This is a genomic window from Lapillicoccus jejuensis (assembly GCF_006715055.1).
GTDB classification, from domain to species: Bacteria; Actinomycetota; Actinomycetes; order Actinomycetales; family Dermatophilaceae; genus Lapillicoccus; species Lapillicoccus jejuensis.
On the sequence record NZ_VFMN01000001.1, the window covers coordinates 2,709,371 to 2,726,499 of the forward strand.

17 protein-coding genes are annotated in these 17,129 nt (G+C 74.6%); 7 read left to right on the forward strand and 10 right to left on the reverse strand.

Going from position 1 to position 17,129, the window contains the following annotated elements; all coding sequences use genetic code 11:
- Positions 1 to 114: 114 nt before the first annotated feature.
- The 3 genes from FB458_RS12690 to deoC are packed head-to-tail and all read right to left on the reverse strand — an operon-like array spanning position 115 to position 3,577.
- Positions 115 to 1,074, reverse strand: coding sequence for an aldehyde dehydrogenase family protein (locus FB458_RS12690; protein WP_425460845.1), 960 nt, complete (start codon positions 1,072 to 1,074; stop codon positions 115 to 117).
- A complete protein-coding gene (locus FB458_RS12695) occupies positions 1,071 to 2,531 on the reverse strand; it encodes an aldehyde dehydrogenase family protein (protein WP_141848811.1) in 1,461 nt (486 codons plus the stop codon). Before FB458_RS12695 ends, FB458_RS12690 begins: the two co-directional genes overlap by 4 nt.
- Positions 2,532 to 2,584: 53 nt before the next feature.
- Positions 2,585 to 3,577, reverse strand: coding sequence for a deoxyribose-phosphate aldolase (gene deoC, locus FB458_RS12700; protein WP_141848812.1), 993 nt, complete (start codon positions 3,575 to 3,577; stop codon positions 2,585 to 2,587).
- A 35-nt stretch (positions 3,578 to 3,612) separates the two neighbouring features.
- On the opposite strand from deoC, the gene FB458_RS12705 reads away from it, so the two are divergent.
- Positions 3,613 to 4,269 carry a PH domain-containing protein gene (locus tag FB458_RS12705; RefSeq protein WP_170185671.1) on the forward strand — a complete coding sequence of 219 codons (657 nt, stop codon included), beginning with the start codon at positions 3,613 to 3,615 and terminating at the stop codon, positions 4,267 to 4,269.
- Between the two features lie 269 nt (positions 4,270 to 4,538).
- Here FB458_RS12705 and FB458_RS12710 read toward each other — a convergent pair whose 3' ends face one another.
- Both FB458_RS12710 and FB458_RS12715 read right to left on the reverse strand, forming a co-directional pair.
- Complete coding sequence (locus FB458_RS12710; RefSeq protein ID WP_141848814.1) at positions 4,539 to 6,221, reverse strand: phospho-sugar mutase; 1,683 nt, start codon at positions 6,219 to 6,221, stop codon at positions 4,539 to 4,541.
- Complete coding sequence (locus FB458_RS12715; RefSeq protein WP_141848815.1) at positions 6,218 to 7,081, reverse strand: purine-nucleoside phosphorylase; 864 nt, start codon at positions 7,079 to 7,081, stop codon at positions 6,218 to 6,220. Before FB458_RS12715 ends, FB458_RS12710 begins: the two co-directional genes overlap by 4 nt.
- A 137-nt stretch (positions 7,082 to 7,218) precedes the next feature.
- Between FB458_RS12715 and FB458_RS12720 the strand changes: the two genes are divergently transcribed.
- Positions 7,219 to 8,595 carry an NAD(P)H-quinone dehydrogenase gene (locus tag FB458_RS12720; protein WP_141848816.1) on the forward strand — a complete coding sequence of 459 codons (1,377 nt, stop codon included), beginning with the start codon at positions 7,219 to 7,221 and terminating at the stop codon, positions 8,593 to 8,595.
- A gap of 18 nt (positions 8,596 to 8,613) precedes the next feature.
- Here the strand turns inward: FB458_RS12720 and FB458_RS12725 are convergent, their stop codons facing one another.
- Positions 8,614 to 8,835, reverse strand: coding sequence for a hypothetical protein (locus FB458_RS12725; RefSeq protein ID WP_141848817.1), 222 nt, complete (start codon positions 8,833 to 8,835; stop codon positions 8,614 to 8,616).
- Between the two features lie 52 nt (positions 8,836 to 8,887).
- On the opposite strand from FB458_RS12725, the gene FB458_RS22085 reads away from it, so the two are divergent.
- Positions 8,888 to 9,154: a hypothetical protein gene (locus FB458_RS22085; protein ID WP_141848818.1), complete on the forward strand. Its 267-nt coding sequence runs from the start codon at positions 8,888 to 8,890 to the stop codon at positions 9,152 to 9,154.
- A gap of 16 nt (positions 9,155 to 9,170) precedes the next feature.
- Here the strand turns inward: FB458_RS22085 and FB458_RS12735 are convergent, their stop codons facing one another.
- Positions 9,171 to 10,964 carry an acetyl/propionyl/methylcrotonyl-CoA carboxylase subunit alpha gene (locus FB458_RS12735; RefSeq protein ID WP_141848819.1) on the reverse strand — a complete coding sequence of 598 codons (1,794 nt, stop codon included), beginning with the start codon at positions 10,962 to 10,964 and terminating at the stop codon, positions 9,171 to 9,173.
- Positions 10,965 to 11,059: 95 nt separating this feature from the next.
- Positions 11,060 to 11,956 (reverse strand): SDR family oxidoreductase, encoded by an 897-nt coding sequence (locus FB458_RS12740; protein WP_141848820.1) that lies wholly within the window; start codon positions 11,954 to 11,956, stop codon positions 11,060 to 11,062.
- Between the two features lie 115 nt (positions 11,957 to 12,071).
- On the opposite strand from FB458_RS12740, the gene FB458_RS12745 reads away from it, so the two are divergent.
- The 3 genes from FB458_RS12745 (at position 12,072) to FB458_RS12755 (ending at position 14,493) form a co-directional block, all read left to right on the forward strand.
- A complete protein-coding gene (locus FB458_RS12745; protein ID WP_141848821.1) occupies positions 12,072 to 12,635 on the forward strand; it encodes a TetR/AcrR family transcriptional regulator in 564 nt (187 codons plus the stop codon).
- An 85-nt stretch (positions 12,636 to 12,720) separates the two neighbouring features.
- Positions 12,721 to 13,566, forward strand: a complete 846-nt coding sequence (locus tag FB458_RS12750; protein ID WP_141848822.1) for an aldo/keto reductase — start codon at positions 12,721 to 12,723, stop codon at positions 13,564 to 13,566.
- A gap of 33 nt (positions 13,567 to 13,599) precedes the next feature.
- Complete coding sequence (locus FB458_RS12755) at positions 13,600 to 14,493, forward strand: tryptophan 2,3-dioxygenase (protein ID WP_141848823.1); 894 nt, start codon at positions 13,600 to 13,602, stop codon at positions 14,491 to 14,493.
- A gap of 71 nt (positions 14,494 to 14,564) precedes the next feature.
- On the opposite strand, the gene FB458_RS12760 is transcribed toward FB458_RS12755, so the two are convergent.
- A complete protein-coding gene (locus tag FB458_RS12760; RefSeq protein WP_141848824.1) occupies positions 14,565 to 15,035 on the reverse strand; it encodes a SufE family protein in 471 nt (156 codons plus the stop codon).
- 32 nt (positions 15,036 to 15,067) lie between these two features.
- On the reverse strand, positions 15,068 to 15,952 hold the full coding sequence (locus tag FB458_RS12765; RefSeq protein WP_141848825.1) for a sulfurtransferase: 885 nt from the start codon (positions 15,950 to 15,952) through the stop codon (positions 15,068 to 15,070).
- Between the two features lie 79 nt (positions 15,953 to 16,031).
- Here FB458_RS12765 and FB458_RS12770 point away from each other — a divergent pair, with 79 nt between their 5' ends.
- On the forward strand, positions 16,032 to 17,036 hold the full coding sequence (locus FB458_RS12770; RefSeq protein WP_246061197.1) for a TIGR03557 family F420-dependent LLM class oxidoreductase: 1,005 nt from the start codon (positions 16,032 to 16,034) through the stop codon (positions 17,034 to 17,036).
- Positions 17,037 to 17,129 lie beyond the last annotated feature (93 nt).

Sequence of the window (17,129 nt, forward strand, 5' to 3'; positions counted from 1 at the left end):
GGCACGGCATAGCGCCGGGCCCCTGACCTGCGGGAACGACGCCGTGCCCCAGGGGGTGGGGCACGGCATAGCGCGCGCGGAGGACGGTGCCGCGACCGGCCGGCGCCGGCACGGTCAGCGCCCCTTGGGGTGCCAGACCGTCTTGGTCTCGAGGACGGCGCGGACCCGGGCGAGGCCGGGCTCGGCGCTCCAGTCGGGCTCGACGGCGTCGGCGCCGGTGCCGGCGGGCCGGATGACCCGCTTGAGGTTCTCGGCGGCCGCGCGCTCGAGGTCGGCCCAGTCGACGCCGGCCGCGCCGGCGGCGCCGGCCAGGTCGAGCGCGTTGACGTCGCGGTGCGACGCCAGGGTCGGGGCGAGCTCGGCGGTGCGGCCGGTGACGAGGTTGACGACCCCGCCGGGCACGTCGCTCGTGGCGAGGCACTCGGCCAGCGTCACCGCCGGCAGCGGCCGCTCCTCGCTGGCCGCGACGACGACGGCGTTGCCCGCGCAGACCGCCGGCGCCACGACCGAGACGAGCCCGAGCAGCGACGACGCCTGCGGCGCGAGCACGCCGACGACACCGGTCGGCTCGGGGGCGCTGATGTCGAAGTACGGCCCGGCGACCGGGTTGAGCCCGCCGAGCACCTGGGCGAGCTTGTCGGTCCAGCCCGCCCACCAGACCCAGCGGTCCACGGCCGCGCCGACGACGGCCCGGGCCCGCGCGGGGGTCAGCCCCTCGGCCGCGGCGACCTCGGCCGCCAGTTGCTCGGTGCGCCCCTCCATCACCTCGGCGACCCGGTACAGCACCTGCCCGCGGTTGTACGCCGTCGCCGCGGCCCACCCGGGCTGGGCGGCCCGGGCGGCGACGACCGCGTCGCGCACGTCCTTGCGCGAGCCCATCGCCGCGTTGGCGAGGAAGCGCGGGCCGCGGCGTCCGGCCGGCGCCGACACGACCTCGTACGAGCGCCCGGACTCGCTGCGCGGGAAGGCGCCGCCGATGTAGAGCTTGTAGGTCTTGCGCACGTCGAGGCGCGTCCCGGCGCTCGCCGGACCGCCGCCCTCGACCCCGCCGCGGCGGGTCGCCGTCGAGCTCACAGCTGCTCCTCCTGGCCGCCCGCGAGGGCGACGTACGCCTCGAGCCCGTGCCGGCCGCCCTCGCGGCCCCATCCGGACTCCTTGTAGCCGCCGAACGGCGACGTCGGGTCGAACTTGTTGAACGTGTTGGCCCACACCACGCCCGCGCGCAGCTGGTCGGCGACCCAGAGGATCCGCGACCCCTTCTCGCTCCACACCCCGGCCGACAGCCCGTACGGCGTGTTGTTGGCCTTGGCCACCGCCTCCTGCGGGGTGCGGAAGGTCAGCACGGACAGCACCGGCCCGAAGACCTCCTGCTGCGCGATCGTGTGCGCCTGCGCCACCCCGGTGAAGACCGTCGGCGGGAACCAGAAGCCCCGCGTCGGCAGCTCGCACTCGGGCGACCAGCGGGTCGCGCCCTCGGCCTCGCCGAGGTCGGACAGCTCGCGGATCCGCTCCAGCTGGGCGGCAGAGTTGATCGCGCCCACGTCGGTGTTCTTGTCCAGGGGATCACCGACGCGCAGGGTCGTCAGGCGCCGCTTGAGTCGGCGCACGACCTCGTCGGCGACGTTCTCCTGCACCAGCAGCCGCGACCCGGCGCAGCAGACGTGGCCCTGGTTGAAGAAGATCCCGTTGACGATGCCCTCGACGGCCTGGTCGACCGGCGCGTCGTCGAAGACGATGTTGGCCGCCTTCCCGCCCAGCTCGAGGGTGGCCCGCTTGCGGGTGCCCGCCAGGCTCCGGGCGATCTGCTTGCCGACCTCGGTCGAGCCGGTGAAGGCGACCTTGTCCACGCCCGGGTGCTCGACGAGCGCCTGCCCGGTCCCGCCCGCGCCGGTGACGATGTTGACCACGCCGGGCGGCAGCTCGGCCTGCTGGCAGATCTCGGCGAACAGCAGCGCCGTCAGCGGCGTCGTCTCGGCCGGCTTGAGGACGACGGTGTTCCCGCACGCCAGGGCCGGCGCGACCTTCCAGGCCAGCATGAGCAGCGGGAAGTTCCACGGGATGACCTGCCCGACGACGCCCACCGGGCGCGGGTCGGGCCCGAGGCCGGCGTACGACAGCTTGTCGGCCCAGCCCGCGTGGTAGAAGAAGTGCGCCGCGGCGAGCGGCACGTCGACGTCGCGCGACTCCTTGATCGGCTTGCCGTTGTCGAGGGTCTCGAGCACGGCGAGCTCGCGGGCCCGCTCCTGGATGATCCGCGCGATCCGGAACAGGTACTTGCCGCGGTCGGCGCCGGACATCCGCCCCCACGGCCCGCGCAGCGCGGTGCGCGCGGCGCGCACGGCTCGGTCGACGTCGGCGGCGCTGGCCTCGGCGACCTCGGCGAGCACCTCCTCGGTGGCCGGCGAGATGGTCGTGAAGCGGGTGCCGCCCTGGGAGGCGACCCAGTCGCCGCCGACGAACAGGTCGTACGACGGCTTGAGGTGCACCACCGCCCGCGACTCCGGCGCCGGTGCGTACTCGAGCTTGCCCATGCTGGTGCGGTCCTCGTCCCTCGTTGTTCGGCTCGGTTGTCGGCTCGGGCCGGTCAGTCGGTCGTCACGTAGTCGGCGCCGGAGTAGGCCCCGGTCGCGAGCTTCTGGCGCTGCAGCAGCAGGTCGCCGAGCAGGCTGGAGGCGCCGAAGCGGAACCGGTCCGGGTCGAGCCAGTCGTCGCCGGCCACCTCGCTGACGACGACGAGGTGCTTGATGGCGTCCTTCGTCGTCCGGATGCCGCCGGCGGGCTTGACCCCGACCTGCGTCCCCGTCAGCTCGCGCCAGTCGCGCACGGCCTCGAGCATGAGCATGGTCACCGGCAGCGTCGCCGCGGGGGAGACCTTGCCGGTCGAGGTCTTGATGAAGTCGCCGCCGGCGAGCATCGCGAGCCACGACGCGCGGCGGACGTTGTCGTAGGTGACGAGCTCACCGGTCTCGAGGATGACCTTGAGGTGCGCGCCGGTACCGTCCTCGCGCCGGCACGCCTCGCGCACGGCCACGATCTCGTCGAAGACGCGACGGTACTGCCCCGAGAGGAAGGCGCCGCGGTCGATAACCATGTCGATCTCGTCGGCGCCGGCGCGCACCGCGTCGCGGGTGTCGGCGAGCTTGACGGGCAGGCTCGCCCGGCCCGAGGGGAACGCGGTCGCGACGGCGGCCACGTGGATCCCGCTGTCCCCCAGGGCCTCCCGGGCGACGCCGACGAGGTCTCCGTACACGCACACGGCGGCGGGTCGCGGGGTGGCCCGGTCGTCGGGGTCGGGCACGAGCGCCTTGGCGCACAGCGAGCGCACCTTGCCGGGGGTGTCGGCGCCCTCGAGGGTGGTCAGGTCGATCATCGAGATGGCGGTGTCGATCGCCCATACCTTCGCGGTGGTCTTCACCGACCTCGTCGCGAGCCCGGCGGCCCGCTGCTCGCAGCCGACCTGGTCCACGCCGGGCAGGCCGTGCAGCCACGTCGTGAGGGCGGCGTCGGTGAGGCGGGAGACCCCGAGCAGGTCGCGGGCGGCGTCCCGGGGGTCGGCGACGGCGGCGCTGGTGGTCACCGGAGGAGTCTAGTGCGCGTGCGAGGATGGTCCTCATGCCTGCCGCCGCCCCCTCCCGCGAGGCCCTGCGGACGCTGCGCCAGCGCGGGTCGCTCGTGCTCGGCTGGCTCGCCGTCGTCGGCGGCTACGGGATGGCCCTGTGGTCGCTGGTGTCGGGCGAGCCGTCGCTGGGCTTCATCGGCGGGGCCGCGCTCGTCGGCAGCCTCGGGGTGGTGCTCTTCGTCAAGCCGTCCCTGACCATCAGCCTGCACGGCGTGCACGTGCGGAACCCGTTGCGCCGCACCGTGATCCCGTGGGTGCGCCTGCAGGACGTCGGCACCCGGTGGAACCTCGAGCTGTACTTCCAGGGCGCGACCGGCGCCGACGGCGAGCGGCCGGACCGGCACGTCACCTCGTGGGCGATCGCCACGCACGTCCAGCGCCAGCGCGGCGGCGGGCTGCTCGGGGCGCTCTCCCCTCGCCGGCTCGAGCAGGTGACCCAGCGCGAGGCCGAGCCCGCCGCCTCCCGGGGCACGACCGTCGGGTCGGCCGCGCAGTCGGTGGAGGTCGCGCTGCAGGAGTGGCGCGAGATGGTCGCCGACCGGCGTGCCGAGGTGAGCACCGAGGGCGAGGTCGAGCGGACCTGGGAGGGCGTGGACCTGCTCGCCGTCCTGCTGCCGCTGCTGCTCATCGCCGTCGCCGTCGTCCTCTAGAGGGGCGGGCGGAGCCCGAGCAGGAGAGTGGGCCGGCCACCGTGCACACCGGTGGCCGGCCCTCGATCTCTCGTACCGACGCGCGTACCGTACGCAGCCCCCACGGCTGCTCAGGCCCCCCACGGGCCCTTCGGAGTTCGTCGGCGTTGTCTACTATGCCCGATATGGCGACGACCTACAAGTGACTCGCCGGTCGAACCGTCCGAACGTCGCATCCGTCGCGCGACGACATGGTGCTTGCAACACGGAATATGGACGTTCCGGGCGAATCACACCGTGGTGAGGGCCGAGAGGTCCGTCCGCAAGGCCGCCAGCTTCCGTCCCGCGGCCTCCCGGGCATCGACCAGCGAGGAGCCGGTCGCCACCGGTTCGACGACCTCGAGGTAGACCTTGAGCTTCGGCTCGGTGCCGGAGGGGCGCGCGATGACGCGCGAGCCGTCCGCGAGGAACCAGCGCACCCCCTCGGTCGGCGGCAGCCCGCCGTCGCCGCGGGCGAGGTCGTCGCGTCGCTCGACCTGCACCCCCGCCACCTGCGACGGCGGGGCCTCGCGCAGCCGGGCCATGAGCGCGTCGATGAGCGAGAGGTCCTCGACCCGCACCGAGAACGAGTCGGTCGCGTGCACCCCGTGGGCGACGGCCAGCTCGTCGAGGCGGTCGAGCAGCGTGCGGCCGGAGGCCTTCAGCGACGCGGCCAGCTCGGCGAGCAGCAGCGCCGCGCTGACCCCGTCCTTGTCGCGGACCGTGCCCGGCGCGACGCAGTACCCGAGCGCCTCCTCGTAGCCGAAGGCCAGGTGCGGCACCCGGCCGATCCACTTGAAGCCGGTGAGGGTCTCCTCGTGCCGCACCCCGGCCGCGCGGGCCATGGCCGCGAGCAGCCGCGAGGAGACGATCGAGCAGGCGAGGACACCGCCCTCGGGCACGCCACGCTCGAGCACGTGCGAGCCGAGCAGCGCGCCGACCTCGTCGCCGCGCAGCATCCGCCAGGCGCCGCCGTCGCCGGCCACCGGGTCGAGCACGGCCGCGGCGCAGCGGTCGGCGTCGGGGTCGTTCGCGACGACGAGGTCCGGCCCGACCCGCGTGGCGAGGGCGAGGGCGGCGTCGATGGCGCCGGGCTCCTCGGGGTTGGGGAACGCGACCGTCGGGAAGTCCGGGTCGGGCTGCGCCTGCTCGGCGACGGCGACGGGCGCAGGGAAACCCGCACGGGCGAAGGCGCGCCGGACGACGTCGTCCCCGACGCCGTGCAGCGAGGTGTGCACGACGGCCAGGTCGCGCGGCGCCTGCGGGTCGACGACGGCGGCGACGGCGTCGAGGTAGTCCTCCACGAGGTCGTCCCCGAGCGTCTCCCACCCATCGTCGTCGCGGGCGACCTGCGCCACCGCGGTGACGGCGGCGATGTGCGCCGCGATCTGCGCGTCGGCCGGCGGCACGATCTGGCTGCCGTCCCCGAGGTAGACCTTGTAGCCGTTGTCCTGGGGCGGGTTGTGGCTGGCGGTGACCATGACGCCGGCGTCCGCACCGAGGTGGCGCACCGCGTAGGCGAGGACCGGGGTCGGCAGCGGGTGCGGCAGGACCATGGCCCGACCGCCCGCGGCGGTGACCACCGCCGCGGTGTCGCGGGCGAACACGTCGGACATGTGCCGGGCGTCGTAGCCGATGACGACGGCGGGCTCGGCGACCCCGCCCTCGGTCCGCAGGTAGGCGGTCAGGCCGGCGGCGGCGCGCAGGACGACGGCGCGGTTCATCCGGTTCGGCCCGGCGCCGAGCGCGCCGCGCAGCCCGGCCGTCCCGAACTGGAGCATTCCCGAGAAACGGTCCTGCAGGTCGGCCCGGGCCGCCTCGTCCCCCGCCTCGGCGGCGTCGACGACGGCGTCCAGCTCGGCCCGCGTGACGGGGTCGGGGTCGTCGTCGCGCCACGCGCGGGCCGCCGCGACCAGGTCGCCGTACGGCGTCATGCGGCGTCACCGCCCGCGGCGATCCGGCGCACGACCTCGGCGAGCAGGGTGCCGCAGCGGTCGGCGGCGGCGCGGCCGGCCTCGAGCACCTCCTCGTGCGACAGCGGCGCGTCGGAGATGCCCGCGGCGAGGTTGGTGACGAGCGAGATGCCGAGCACCTCGAGCCCGACGTGGCGCGCGGCGATCGCCTCGAGCGTCGTCGACATCCCGACGAGGTCGGCGCCGAGGATCCCGGCCATCCGCACCTCGGCCGGGGTCTCGTAGTGCGGGCCGCGGAACTGCGCGTAGACACCCTCGTCGAGCCCGGCGTCGACGTCGTGGGCGACGGCCCGCAGCCGGGCGGAGTAGAGGTCGGTGAGGTCGACGAAGGTCGCGCCCTCGAGCGGCGAGGCCGCCGTGAGGTTGAGGTGGTCGCGGACGAGGACCGGGGTGCCGGGACCCCACGCGGGGTTCAGCCCGCCGCAGCCGTTGGTCAGCACGACGGTGGAGCAGCCGGCGGCGCGCGCGGTGCGCACCCCGTGCACGACGGCGCGCACGCCGCGGCCCTCGTAGTAGTGGGTGCGGGTGCCGAAGACGAGCGCGCGCTTCCCGGTGTCGCCGATGGCGACCGAGCGCAGCACCCCGGAGTGGCCGGCGACGGCGGCGCGGGAGAAGCCGGGCAGCTCCTCCTGCGGGACGCTCGCCAGGGTCTCGCCCACCCGGTCCGCGGTCCGGCCCCACCCGGACCCGAGGACCAGCGCGACGTCGTGGCGCTCGGCGCCCGTGCGCTCGGCGATGACGGCGGCCGCCCGCTCGGCGACCGCGAACGGGTCGGTGGCGGGGTCGGCGAGGTCGATGGCGGGATCCGCGGTGGTGCTCACGGCCCGCGACTCTAGTGCCCGGTGACGACACGAATCGGATTCGGCACGCTCGGCTCCGGTCGTGACCCGAGCCGAGCGGGCCGAATCCGATTCGGGTGGGTCCGGGCGGCGTCGTGCGGCGGTGGTTGGATGGAGGGGTGAGCCGCCAGCAGCCGTCCGTCGTCGTCCTCGGGGGAGGCCCGGGTGGGTACGAGGCCGCGCTGGTGGCCGCCCGCGCCGGCGCGCAGGTCACCGTCGTCGACCGCGACGGGCTCGGCGGCGCCTGCGTCCTCACCGACTGCGTCCCGAGCAAGGCCCTGGTCTCGACGGCCGCGTTCATGGGCGGGCTGCGCACCGGCGAGACGCTCGGGGTGCGCGAGGCCGACGACGCGACCGTCGACCTGGCCGCCGTCAACCGCCGCATCCTCGCCCTCGCGGCCAGCCAGAGCGCCGACATCGGCCGCCGCCTCACCGGCGACGGCGTCCGGATCGTCCGGGGCCGCGGCGCGCTCGCCGGTCCGGACCGGGTCCGGGTCGAGACCGACGCGGGCGACGACGAGGAGCTCGCCGCCGACGTCGTCCTCGTCGCCACCGGCGCGACGCCGCGCGTCATGCCGACCGCGCAGCCGGACGGCGAGCGGATCCTCACCTGGCAGCAGATCTACACGCTCACCGAGCTGCCCGAGAAGCTCGTCGTCGTCGGCTCGGGGGTCACCGGCGCCGAGCTCGCCCACGCCTACACGGGCCTCGGGGTGCCGGTCACCCTCGTCTCCTCCCGCGAGCGGGTGCTGCCCGGCGAGGACGCCGACGCCGCCGAGGTCATCGAGCAGGTCTTCCGCGACGACGGCATGGAGGTCCTAGGCCGCTCGCGGATGGCGTCGGTCGAGCGCACCGCCACCGGGGTGCGCGTCACCCTCGTCGACGGCCGCACCGTCGACGGCTCGCACGCCCTGCTCGCCGTCGGCTCCGTGCCGCAGACCGCCGGCCTCGGCCTCGCCGAGGCGGGCGTCGAGCTGAGCGAGTCCGGTCACGTCGTCGTCGACGGCGTCTCGCGGACGTCGGTGCGCGGGGTCTACGCCGCCGGGGACTGCACCGGCGTCCTGCCGCTCGCGTCGGTCGCCGCCATGCAGGGCCGGATCGCCATGTGGCACGCGCTCGGCGACGCCGTGTCGCCGCTGCGGCTCGGGCGCGTGTCGGCCAACGTCTTCACCAGCCCCGAGATCGCGACCGTCGGGGTCAGCCAGCGGCAGATCGACGACGGCGAGAGCGAGGCCGACGTCAACCTGCTCCCGCTCGCGACGAACCCCCGCGCCAAGATGGACTCCTTCGAGCACGGCTTCGTCAAGGTGTTCTCGCGCAAGGGATCCGGCACCGTCGTCGGCGGCGTCGTCGTCGCCCCGCGCGCGTCCGAGCTGATCTACCCGATCGCCCTCGCCGTGCAGAACGGCCTCAACGTCGACCAGGTCGCCTCGACCTTCACCGTCTACCCCTCGATGACCGGCTCGATCGCCGAGGCCGCGCGCCGGCTGCACTGAGCCGGTCCCCGGGGCGCGTCAGTCCCGGCGCAGGTCCGGGTCGTTCTCGGGGGTGTACGTCGTCGTGTCGTCCCACCCCTCCTCGCGGGCCCAGCGCTCGCGGCGCTCCTGGGACAGGTGGGCGCGCAGCCGCTTGTAGAAGGGCCAGACGACGGCGACGATCGCGGCGAGGACGACGAGGCCGAGCCAGTTGAACCCAGACGACGTCGACGAGGCAGCGGACGGCAGCAGAGGGAGCATCGGGCCCAGTCTAGGCGGGGAGGGCCCGCGCACCCGCGGGTACGGTGTCGCGATGGAGACGGCGACGCGGCCCACCTCGGTGTGGGCGACGGTGAAGGACTTCCTGCTCGGCCACCCCGAGCCGGCGGTCGGCACGATCCCCCCGGTCCCCGTGGAACCGCCCACCCCGGTCGAGCCGTCGCCGGGCGACCCCGTGCCGGCGCCCACGCCGCAGCCGCCGGGTCCGCAGGAGCCGACGAGCCCGCCCGGCCCGCTCGAGCCGACCACCCCGCCCGGGCCGCCCGACCCCACCGACCCGCCGGTGCCGGCCCCGGCCTGAGCGGGCTCCCCGGGGCTCAGCCCTCCGCGGGGGCGTCCGTGATCTCGGCGATGACGGCGCCGCTCGTGACGGTGGCGCCGACCTCGACCGCGAGACCGGTGACGGTGCCGGCCTTGTGCGCGTTGATCGGCTGCTCCATCTTCATCGCCTCGATGACGACGACGGTCTGACCGGCCTCGACGGTGTCGCCCTCGGCGACGGCGAGCTTGACGACGGTGCCCTGCATCGGCGCGGTGAGCGCGTCGCCGGAGACGGCCGCGCCGCCCCCGCCGCCCGAGGCGCGCCGCGGCGCCTTCTTCTTCGCGGTCCCACCGCCGGCGGCGCCACCGCCGATGGACAGCCCGCCGGGCAGCGACACCTCGACGCGCTTGCCGCCGACCTCGACGACGACGGTCTGCCGCTCCTGCGGCTCCGCCCCGTCGGCCGCCGGGGCGGCGTACGCCTCGATGGTGTTGTCGAACTCGGTCTCGATCCACCGGGTGTGCACCGCGAACGGCTGCGCCGGGTCGGCCGGGGCGAAGGCGGGGTCGCGGACGACGGCGCGGTGGAAGGGCAGCACGGTCGGCATGCCCTCGACGACGTACTCGTCGAGCGCGCGGCGGGCCCGCTCGAGCGCCTGCGTGCGGTCGCGGCCGGTGACGACGAGCTTGGCCAGCATCGAGTCGAAGGCGCCGCCGATGACGTCGCCGGCGACGACGCCGGAGTCCACGCGCACGCCCGGCCCCGACGGCTGGACGTAGCGGGTCACCGTGCCGGGCGCGGGCAGGAAGTTCCGTCCGGCGTCCTCGCCGTTGATCCGGAACTCGATCGAGTGGGCGTGGGGGGCCGGGTCGTCGTACCCCAGCTCCTCCCCGTTGGCGATGCGGAACTGCTCGCGCACGAGGTCGAGACCGGTGACCTCCTCGGACACGCAGTGCTCCACCTGGAGGCGGGTGTTGACCTCGAGGAAGGAGATCGTGCCGTCGACGCCCACGAGGAACTCGCAGGTGCCGGCGCCGACGTAGCCCGCCTCCTTGAGGATGGCCTTCGAGGCGCGCAGCAGTTCGGCGTGCTGCTCGTCGGACAGGAACGGCGCGGGCGCCTCCTCGACGAGCTTCTGGTTGCGGCGCTGCAGCGAGCAGTCCCGGGTCGAGACGACGACGACGTGGCCGTGGGTGTCGGCCAGGCACTGGGTCTCGACGTGCCGCGGGTGGTCGAGGAAGCGCTCGACGAAGCACTCGCCGCGGCCGAAGGCGGCGACCGCCTCGCGCACCGCGGACTCGTAGAGGTCGGGGATCTCCTCCAGGGTGCGCGCGACCTTGAGGCCGCGGCCACCGCCGCCGTACGCCGCCTTGATGGCGACCGGCAGCCCGTGCTCCTGCGCGAAGGCGACGACCTCGTCGGGGCCGCCGACCGGGTCCGTCGTGCCGGGGACGAGCGGCGCGCCGGTCTTCGTGGCGATGTGTCGCGCCTTGACCTTGTCGCCGAGCGCGTCGATGGCCTCGGGGCCGGGCCCGATCCAGATCAGGCCCGCCTCGATGACCTTGGCGGCGAACTCGCCGTTCTCGGAGAGGAACCCGTAGCCGGGGTGGACGGCGTCGGCGCCGGAGCGCTTCGCGACGTCGAGGATCTTCTCCTGGACGAGGTAGCTGTCGCCGGGGGTGGCACCGCCGAGCGCGTAGGCCTCGTCGGCCTCGCGCACGTGCAGCGCGTCACGGTCGGGGTCGGCGTAGACGGCGACGGAGGTGTACCCGGCGTCCTTGCACGCCCGGGCGACCCGGACGGCGATCTCCCCGCGGTTGGCGATGAGCACCTTCGAGATCTGCGGCATGGACCGGACTCTAGCGGCGAGGAACGAGGCTTCCGGCGGTGGAGGCGGCCGCCGGCGGGCGAGCCTCGTCACAGCCGCCGGCGGCACCACGGTGCTCAGGAGTGCGACGCCGTCCCGGGGTAGTGACCGGCCGCGATGTCCTCGAGGAGCGTCGGACCGGTCGGGACCCAGCCGGTGCGCTCGCGGGTCAGGGCGTTCGAGACGGCCGCGTCCATCGCGAAGAAGGCGCCGATCCAGCCGAAGTGCTCGGCGGCCGCGTCCGGCGCGACCGACGTCGTCGGCACCCCGATCGCGTCCCCCAGGGCGGCGGCGATGTCGCGGGCGGCGACCCCCTCCTCGGCGACGGCGTGCACGACCGGCCCGCCCTCGTCGTGCTCGACGACGCGGCGCACGAGGTCGGCCGCGTCGCGCACGTGCACGGCGGGCCAGCGGTTGGCCCCGTCGCCGACGTACGCCGACACGCCGCGCTCGCGGGCGACCCGCGCGAGGGTGGCGGTGAAGCCGAGGTCGCCCTCGCCGTGCACCGTCGGCGCGAACCGCACCACGACCGGGCGCACCCCGCGGTCGGCCAGCGCGAGCAGCGCGGCCGCGTTGGCGATCCGCGGGTGCGCGCCCGCGTCGGGTCGGTCGTCCTCGGTGGCCCCGGCGGGCAGGCCGAGCGCGCCGGAGGCGATGACGAGCGGGCGGCCGGTCCCGGCCAGGGCCTCGCCGACCGTGTCGATGACGGCGCGGTCGGTGGCGGCCGCCTGCGCCATCGCGGAGAAGTCGTGGACGTAGCCGAGGTGGACGACGGCGTCGCTGTCGGCGGCGGCCGACGCGAGGACCTCGAGGTCGTCCAGCGAGCCCCGCAGCGGGGTGGCGCCGAGGGCGGCGACCCGGTCGGCGGACGCGTCGGAGCGGGCGAGACCGACGACGTCGTGACCGTCGGCGAGCAGGAGGGGGACGACGGCGGAGCCGATCCAGCCGGAGGCACCGGTGAGGAGAACGCGCACGGGACGACCTTCCAGGAGAGGGGACGACGACTCGATGTCATCGTGTGACATGACGATAGCACGCTGATGTCAGGATGTGACATCACGCCGTACGGCGGTCGCGTAGGCTCACCCCGTGGGTCGCTGGGAGCCGGACGCCGCGGGCCGGCTGCGCCGGGCCGCCCTCGAGCTGTTCGCCGAGCAGGGGTACGACGCCACGACGGTCGCCGAGATCGCCGAGCGGGCCGGCGTGACGTCGCGGACCTTCTTCCGGCACTTCGCCGACAAGCGGGAGGTCCTCTTCGCGGGCGCCGAGGAGCTCCCCGGCCGCATGGCCGACGCCGTCCGCGCGGCGCCGGCCGGGCTCGCGCCGCTGGACCTCGTCGCCGCCGGCCTGCGGGGCGCGGCCGCCCAGATCGGTGGCTCGCGGGCCTGGTCGCGCGAGCGCAGCCGGATCATCGCCGGCCAGGCCGAGCTGCAGGAGCGCGAGCTGCACAAGATGGCCGGCGTCGGGGCCGCGCTCGCGGACGCGCTGCGCGAGCGGGGTCTCGACGACGACACCGTCGCCGTCGCCGCCGAGACCGGGGTCGCGGTGTTCCGGGTCGGCTTCCAGCGCTGGCTGACCCAGACCGAGGAGGCCGACCTCGGCGACGTCCTCGCCGACTCGCTCGACCGGCTCCGCTCGCTCGCCGGCCGCTGAACACGCTGGCCCTCAACGGTATTCCGACCCGTCTCGGCTCCTGACCGCACGGGACAGGCGCGAGCCGGCCTCCTACGGTGGAGGGATGACTGCTGTCCCCACCATCCCGCTGAAGACCCCCACCGGTTCCGTCGACATCCCGCAGCTCGGCTTCGGGGTGTGGCAGGTCGAGACCGGTGACGCCGTCCCGGCCGTGACCAAGGCCCTCGAGGTCGGCTACCGCCACGTCGACACCGCCGCCGCCTACGGCAACGAGGAGCAGGTCGGCCGGGCGCTCGCGCAGAGCGACGTCGACGCCGCCGACGTGTTCGTCACGACGAAGCTGTGGAACGACCGCCAGGGCTTCGACTCCACCCTCGCCGCGTTCGACGAGTCGATGGGCAAGCTCGGCCTCGAGACGCTGGACCTCTACCTCATCCACTGGCCCGTGCCGAAGAAGGACGCCTTCGTCGACACCTGGAAGGCGTTCCAGAAGCTGCGTGACGAGGGCCGCGTGCGCGCCATCGGCGTGTGCAACTTCCAGGTCCCGCACCTGCAGCGCCTGCTCGACGAGACCGGTGAGCTGCCCGCGATCAACCAGATCGAGCTGCACCCGCACCTGGTCCAGCAGGAGCTGCGCGATTTCCACGTCGAGCACGGCATCGTCACCGAGGACTGGAGCCCGCTGGCCTCCGGCGGCGACGTCCTCACCGACGACACCATCGCCGGCATCGCGAAGGCCCACGACGTCACCCCGGCCCAGGCCATCCTGCGCTGGCACCTGCAGCTGGGCAGCGTCGTCATCCCCAAGTCGGTGACGCCGAGCCGGATCGAGGAGAACTTCGACGTGTTCGGCTTCGAGCTGACCGACGACGAGGTCGCCACGATCACCGCGCTCGACAAGCACCACCGCACCGGCCCCGACCCGGACGAGTTCAACCTCGGCGCCTGAGCACCCGGCCCGGCCGGGCCTAGGCTCGGCCGCATGGCCACCCCGCACGAGACGCCCGACGCCCCGCCGACCCCCGGCGGGGCGTCGTACGTGCGGGAGATCGAGCCGGGCGTCCAGCGCGACTTCTCGGCGTCGATGTCGTACGGCGACTACCTCGCCCTGCCCACGCTGCTGTCGGCGCAGCACCCGCGCAGCGACCCGCCGCAGCACGACGAGCTGCTCTTCATCGTCCAGCACCAGACGTCCGAGCTGTGGCTCAAGCTGCTGCTGCACGAGCTGCGCTCGGCCCGCGCGCTGCTCGACACCGACGACCTCGCGCCCGCGCTCAAGCGGCTCGCCCGGGTCAAGCGGATCCTCGAGGTCCTCGTCGAGCAGTGGTCGGTCCTCGCGACGCTCACCCCGAGCGAGTACGCGCAGATCCGCCCGTTCCTCGCGACGAGCAGCGGCTTCCAGTCCTGGCAGTACCGCGCCGTCGAGTTCCTGCTCGGCAACAAGAACCCCGACATGGTCGTGGTCTTCGACCACGACGAGGACGCGCACGCGCTGCTGACGACGCTGCTGCACGAGCCGAGCCTGTACGACGCCTTCCTCGCCCACCTGGCGCGGCGCGGGTACGCCGTCCCGGCGGGGCTGCTGGCGCGCGACGTGACCCGCCCTCACGCCCCCGACGAGGGCCTGGTCGACGTCGTCGCCGCGGTCTACGCCGACCCGCCCGCGCACTGGGGCGTCTACGAGACCTGCGAGGAGCTCGTCGACGTCGAGGACCTCGTCCAGCAGTGGCGCTTCCGGCACCTGCAGGTCGTCCAGCGCACCATCGGCACCCGGCCGGGGACGGGCGGCAGCACCGGGGTGGCCTTCCTGCGCCGGGCGCTGGACCAGACGTTCTTCCCCGAGCTGTACGCCGTCCGCTCGCGCGTCGGCGGCTGACCGGACACAGGGAACCCCACGTCAGCGGGGCGGCGGCGCCGCCCGGACGTGGGGTTCCCTGTGTCCGGTGATCAGAGCAGGCCGGCCTTGAGCCGTACCTGCCGCTTGATCCGGCCGAGCATGCCGACCATCCCGCGCAGCCGCAGCGGCGAGACGGCCTCGGCCAGCCCGAAGCGGTACGGCGCGTCGTCCGGCACCGCGAGCACCTCGGCGGCGCTCAGCCCGTCGAGGCCCTCGTGGAGGATGCCCGCGAAGCCGCGGGTCGTCGGCGCCTCGGCCGGCGCCTGGACGTGCAGGTGGACCGTGCGGTCGCCCGCCGCCCCGTCCACCTCGTCGTCGAGCTCGACGACGAGGTAGACGGGGGACTGGCACTCGTCGACCCGCTCGAGCTTGTCCGGCTCACCGGCCAGCCGCTCGGGCAGCGGCGGCAGGCCGTCGCTGAACTCGAGCAGCAGCTGCAGCCGGTCGGACTGGCTCACCGAGGAGAAGTCCTCGGCGATCTCGGCCAGGGCGGGGGGCAGCGGGGCGCGCTCGTCGGTCACCGGACCAGTCTGGCTCACGGCGTCGGGACCCCTCACTTCTCGATCGGGACCCGGACGCTGTTGCCCCACTCGGTCCACGAGCCGTCGTAGTTGCGCACGTGCTCGAAGCCGAGCAGGTGGGTGAGGACGAACCACGTGTGCGACGAGCGCTCCCCGATCCGGCAGTAGGCGACCACCTCGTCCGACGGCGTCAGGCCCTGCTCGCCCTGGTAGAGCGCCTCGAGCTCGGCGCGCGACCTGAAGGTGCCGTCCTCGTTGGCCGCCTTGGCCCACGGGACGCTCTTGGCGCCGGGGATGTGCCCGCCGCGCATCGCGCCCTCCTGCGGGTAGTCGGGCATGTGCAGCAGCTCGCCGGAGTACTCGCCGGGGGAGCGGACGTCGACCAGCGGCTTCCCGAGGTGGGCGAGGACGTCGTCCTGGTACGCCCGGATCGGGGCGTCGTCGCGCTCGACGACCGGGTAGTCGACGGCGTCCGGGGTCGGCACGTCGCGGGTCAGCTCGCGGTCCTCGGCGACCCACGTGGCGCGGCCGCCGTCGAGCAGACGGACGTCCTCGTGGCCGAAGAGGCTGAACACCCACAGGGCGTAGGCGGCCCACCAGTTGCTCTTGTCGCCGTAGATCACGACGGTGGTGTCGCGGCGGATCCCGCGGGAGCCGAGGACGCGGGCGAAGGCCTCGCCGTCGACGTAGTCGCGGGTCACGGGGTCGTTGAGGTCCGTGTGCCAGTCGATCTTCTGGGCGCCGGGGATGTGGCCGGTGTCGTAGAGCAGGACGTCCTCGTCGGACTCGAGCAGGACGATCCCGCCCGGCGTGCCGACCTCGCCGGCCTCGATCCGCTCCGCCAGCCACGCCGTGGTCACCAGCCGGTCCGGGTGCGCGTACTCGTCGATCTTCGGGTCGCTCGCAGCAGTGCTCATGGCTCCATTATCGCCGCCATAACCGCCGGTTATGCAGCCGGGCCGGGCCGGCGCGACCGGTCGGGCTAGGGTCGGCCACGTGCCAGGGCTGAAGGTGGGCTACAAGGCGCCGTCCGACCAGGCCGACCCCCGCTCCCTGCTCGCGCACGGCGTCCTCGCCGAGCGGCTCGGCTTCGACTCGGTCTTCGTCTCCGACCACCTGCAGCCGGCGCGGCACGACGGCGGCCACGCCCCCTTCGCCCCCGGCTGGCTCGGCGCGCTCGGCGCCAGCACGCAGCGGGTGACGATCGGCACGTCCGTGCTCACCCCGACCTTCCGCTACCACCCGGCGGTGGTGGCTCAGGCGTTCGCTACCCTGGGACACCTCTTCCCGGGACGCGTCGTCCTGGGTCTCGGCAGCGGGGAGGCGCTCAACGAGGCACCGCTCGGCGGTCGCTGGCCCGACGGGCGCGAGCGCTTCGCCCGGCTGCGCGAGGCCGTCGCGGTCATCCGCGCGCTGTGGACGCAGGACCGGGTGGACTACCGCGGCGAGTACTACCGGCTCGAGCGGGCCACGGTCTACGACCGCCCCGAGACGCCCGTGCCGATCTGGCTGGCCTCGTCCGGTCCGGGGGCGACCCGGTTCGCCGGGGCCCACGCGGACGGCTGGGTGACGACCTCGGGGAAGGACCCCTCGCTCTACCGCGACACCCTCGTCCCCGCGCTCGCCGCGGGCGCCGCCGACGCCGGTCGCACCCTCGGCGACCTCGACCTCATGGTCGAGGTCAAGGTCTCCTTCGACCCCGACCCGCAGCGGGCGCTCGAGGCGACCCGGGCCTGGGCGCCGCTGGCCCTCAGCCCCGACCAGCGCGCCGGCACGCTCGACCCCGTCGAGCTCGAGCGGCTCGCGGCGGACCTCGGGACGGACCGCACCGCCCGCCGGGTCGTCGTCTCCAGCGACCCCGACGAGCACGTCGAGCGGCTGCGCACGTACGTCGACCTCGGGTTCACCCACCTCGTCGTCCACTCGCCCGACCCGGACCAGGCCGGCTTCCTCGAGCGCTACGGCCGGGAGGTCCTCCCGCTGCTGCGCGGCCTCGGTTAGGGTGACGAGGTCGCCGCCCGGGGAGTCCGGGCGGCCGAGTCCACGCCCCACCCCGCAGGCGGAAGTCGCCGGCACGCTCCCGTTGGAGAAGTC

What these genes read in the sequence shown, in the direction of transcription:
- FB458_RS12710 (WP_141848814.1), bottom strand. Translation starts at nt 6,221, where the DNA reads ATGACGCCGTACGGCGACCTGGTCGCGGCGGCCCGCGCGTGGCGCGAC.
- FB458_RS12755 (WP_141848823.1), top strand. Translation starts at nt 13,600, where the DNA reads ATGGCCACCCCGCACGAGACGCCCGACGCCCCGCCGACCCCCGGCGGG.
- FB458_RS22085 (WP_141848818.1), top strand. Translation starts at nt 8,888, where the DNA reads ATGGAGACGGCGACGCGGCCCACCTCGGTGTGGGCGACGGTGAAGGAC.
- FB458_RS12765 (WP_141848825.1), bottom strand. Translation starts at nt 15,952, where the DNA reads ATGAGCACTGCTGCGAGCGACCCGAAGATCGACGAGTACGCGCACCCG.
- FB458_RS12725 (WP_141848817.1), bottom strand. Translation starts at nt 8,835, where the DNA reads ATGCTCCCTCTGCTGCCGTCCGCTGCCTCGTCGACGTCGTCTGGGTTC.
- FB458_RS12735 (WP_141848819.1), bottom strand. Translation starts at nt 10,964, where the DNA reads ATGCCGCAGATCTCGAAGGTGCTCATCGCCAACCGCGGGGAGATCGCC.
- FB458_RS12705 (WP_170185671.1), top strand. Translation starts at nt 3,613, where the DNA reads ATGCCTGCCGCCGCCCCCTCCCGCGAGGCCCTGCGGACGCTGCGCCAG.
- FB458_RS12695 (WP_141848811.1), bottom strand. Translation starts at nt 2,531, where the DNA reads ATGGGCAAGCTCGAGTACGCACCGGCGCCGGAGTCGCGGGCGGTGGTG.
- FB458_RS12750 (WP_141848822.1), top strand. Translation starts at nt 12,721, where the DNA reads ATGACTGCTGTCCCCACCATCCCGCTGAAGACCCCCACCGGTTCCGTC.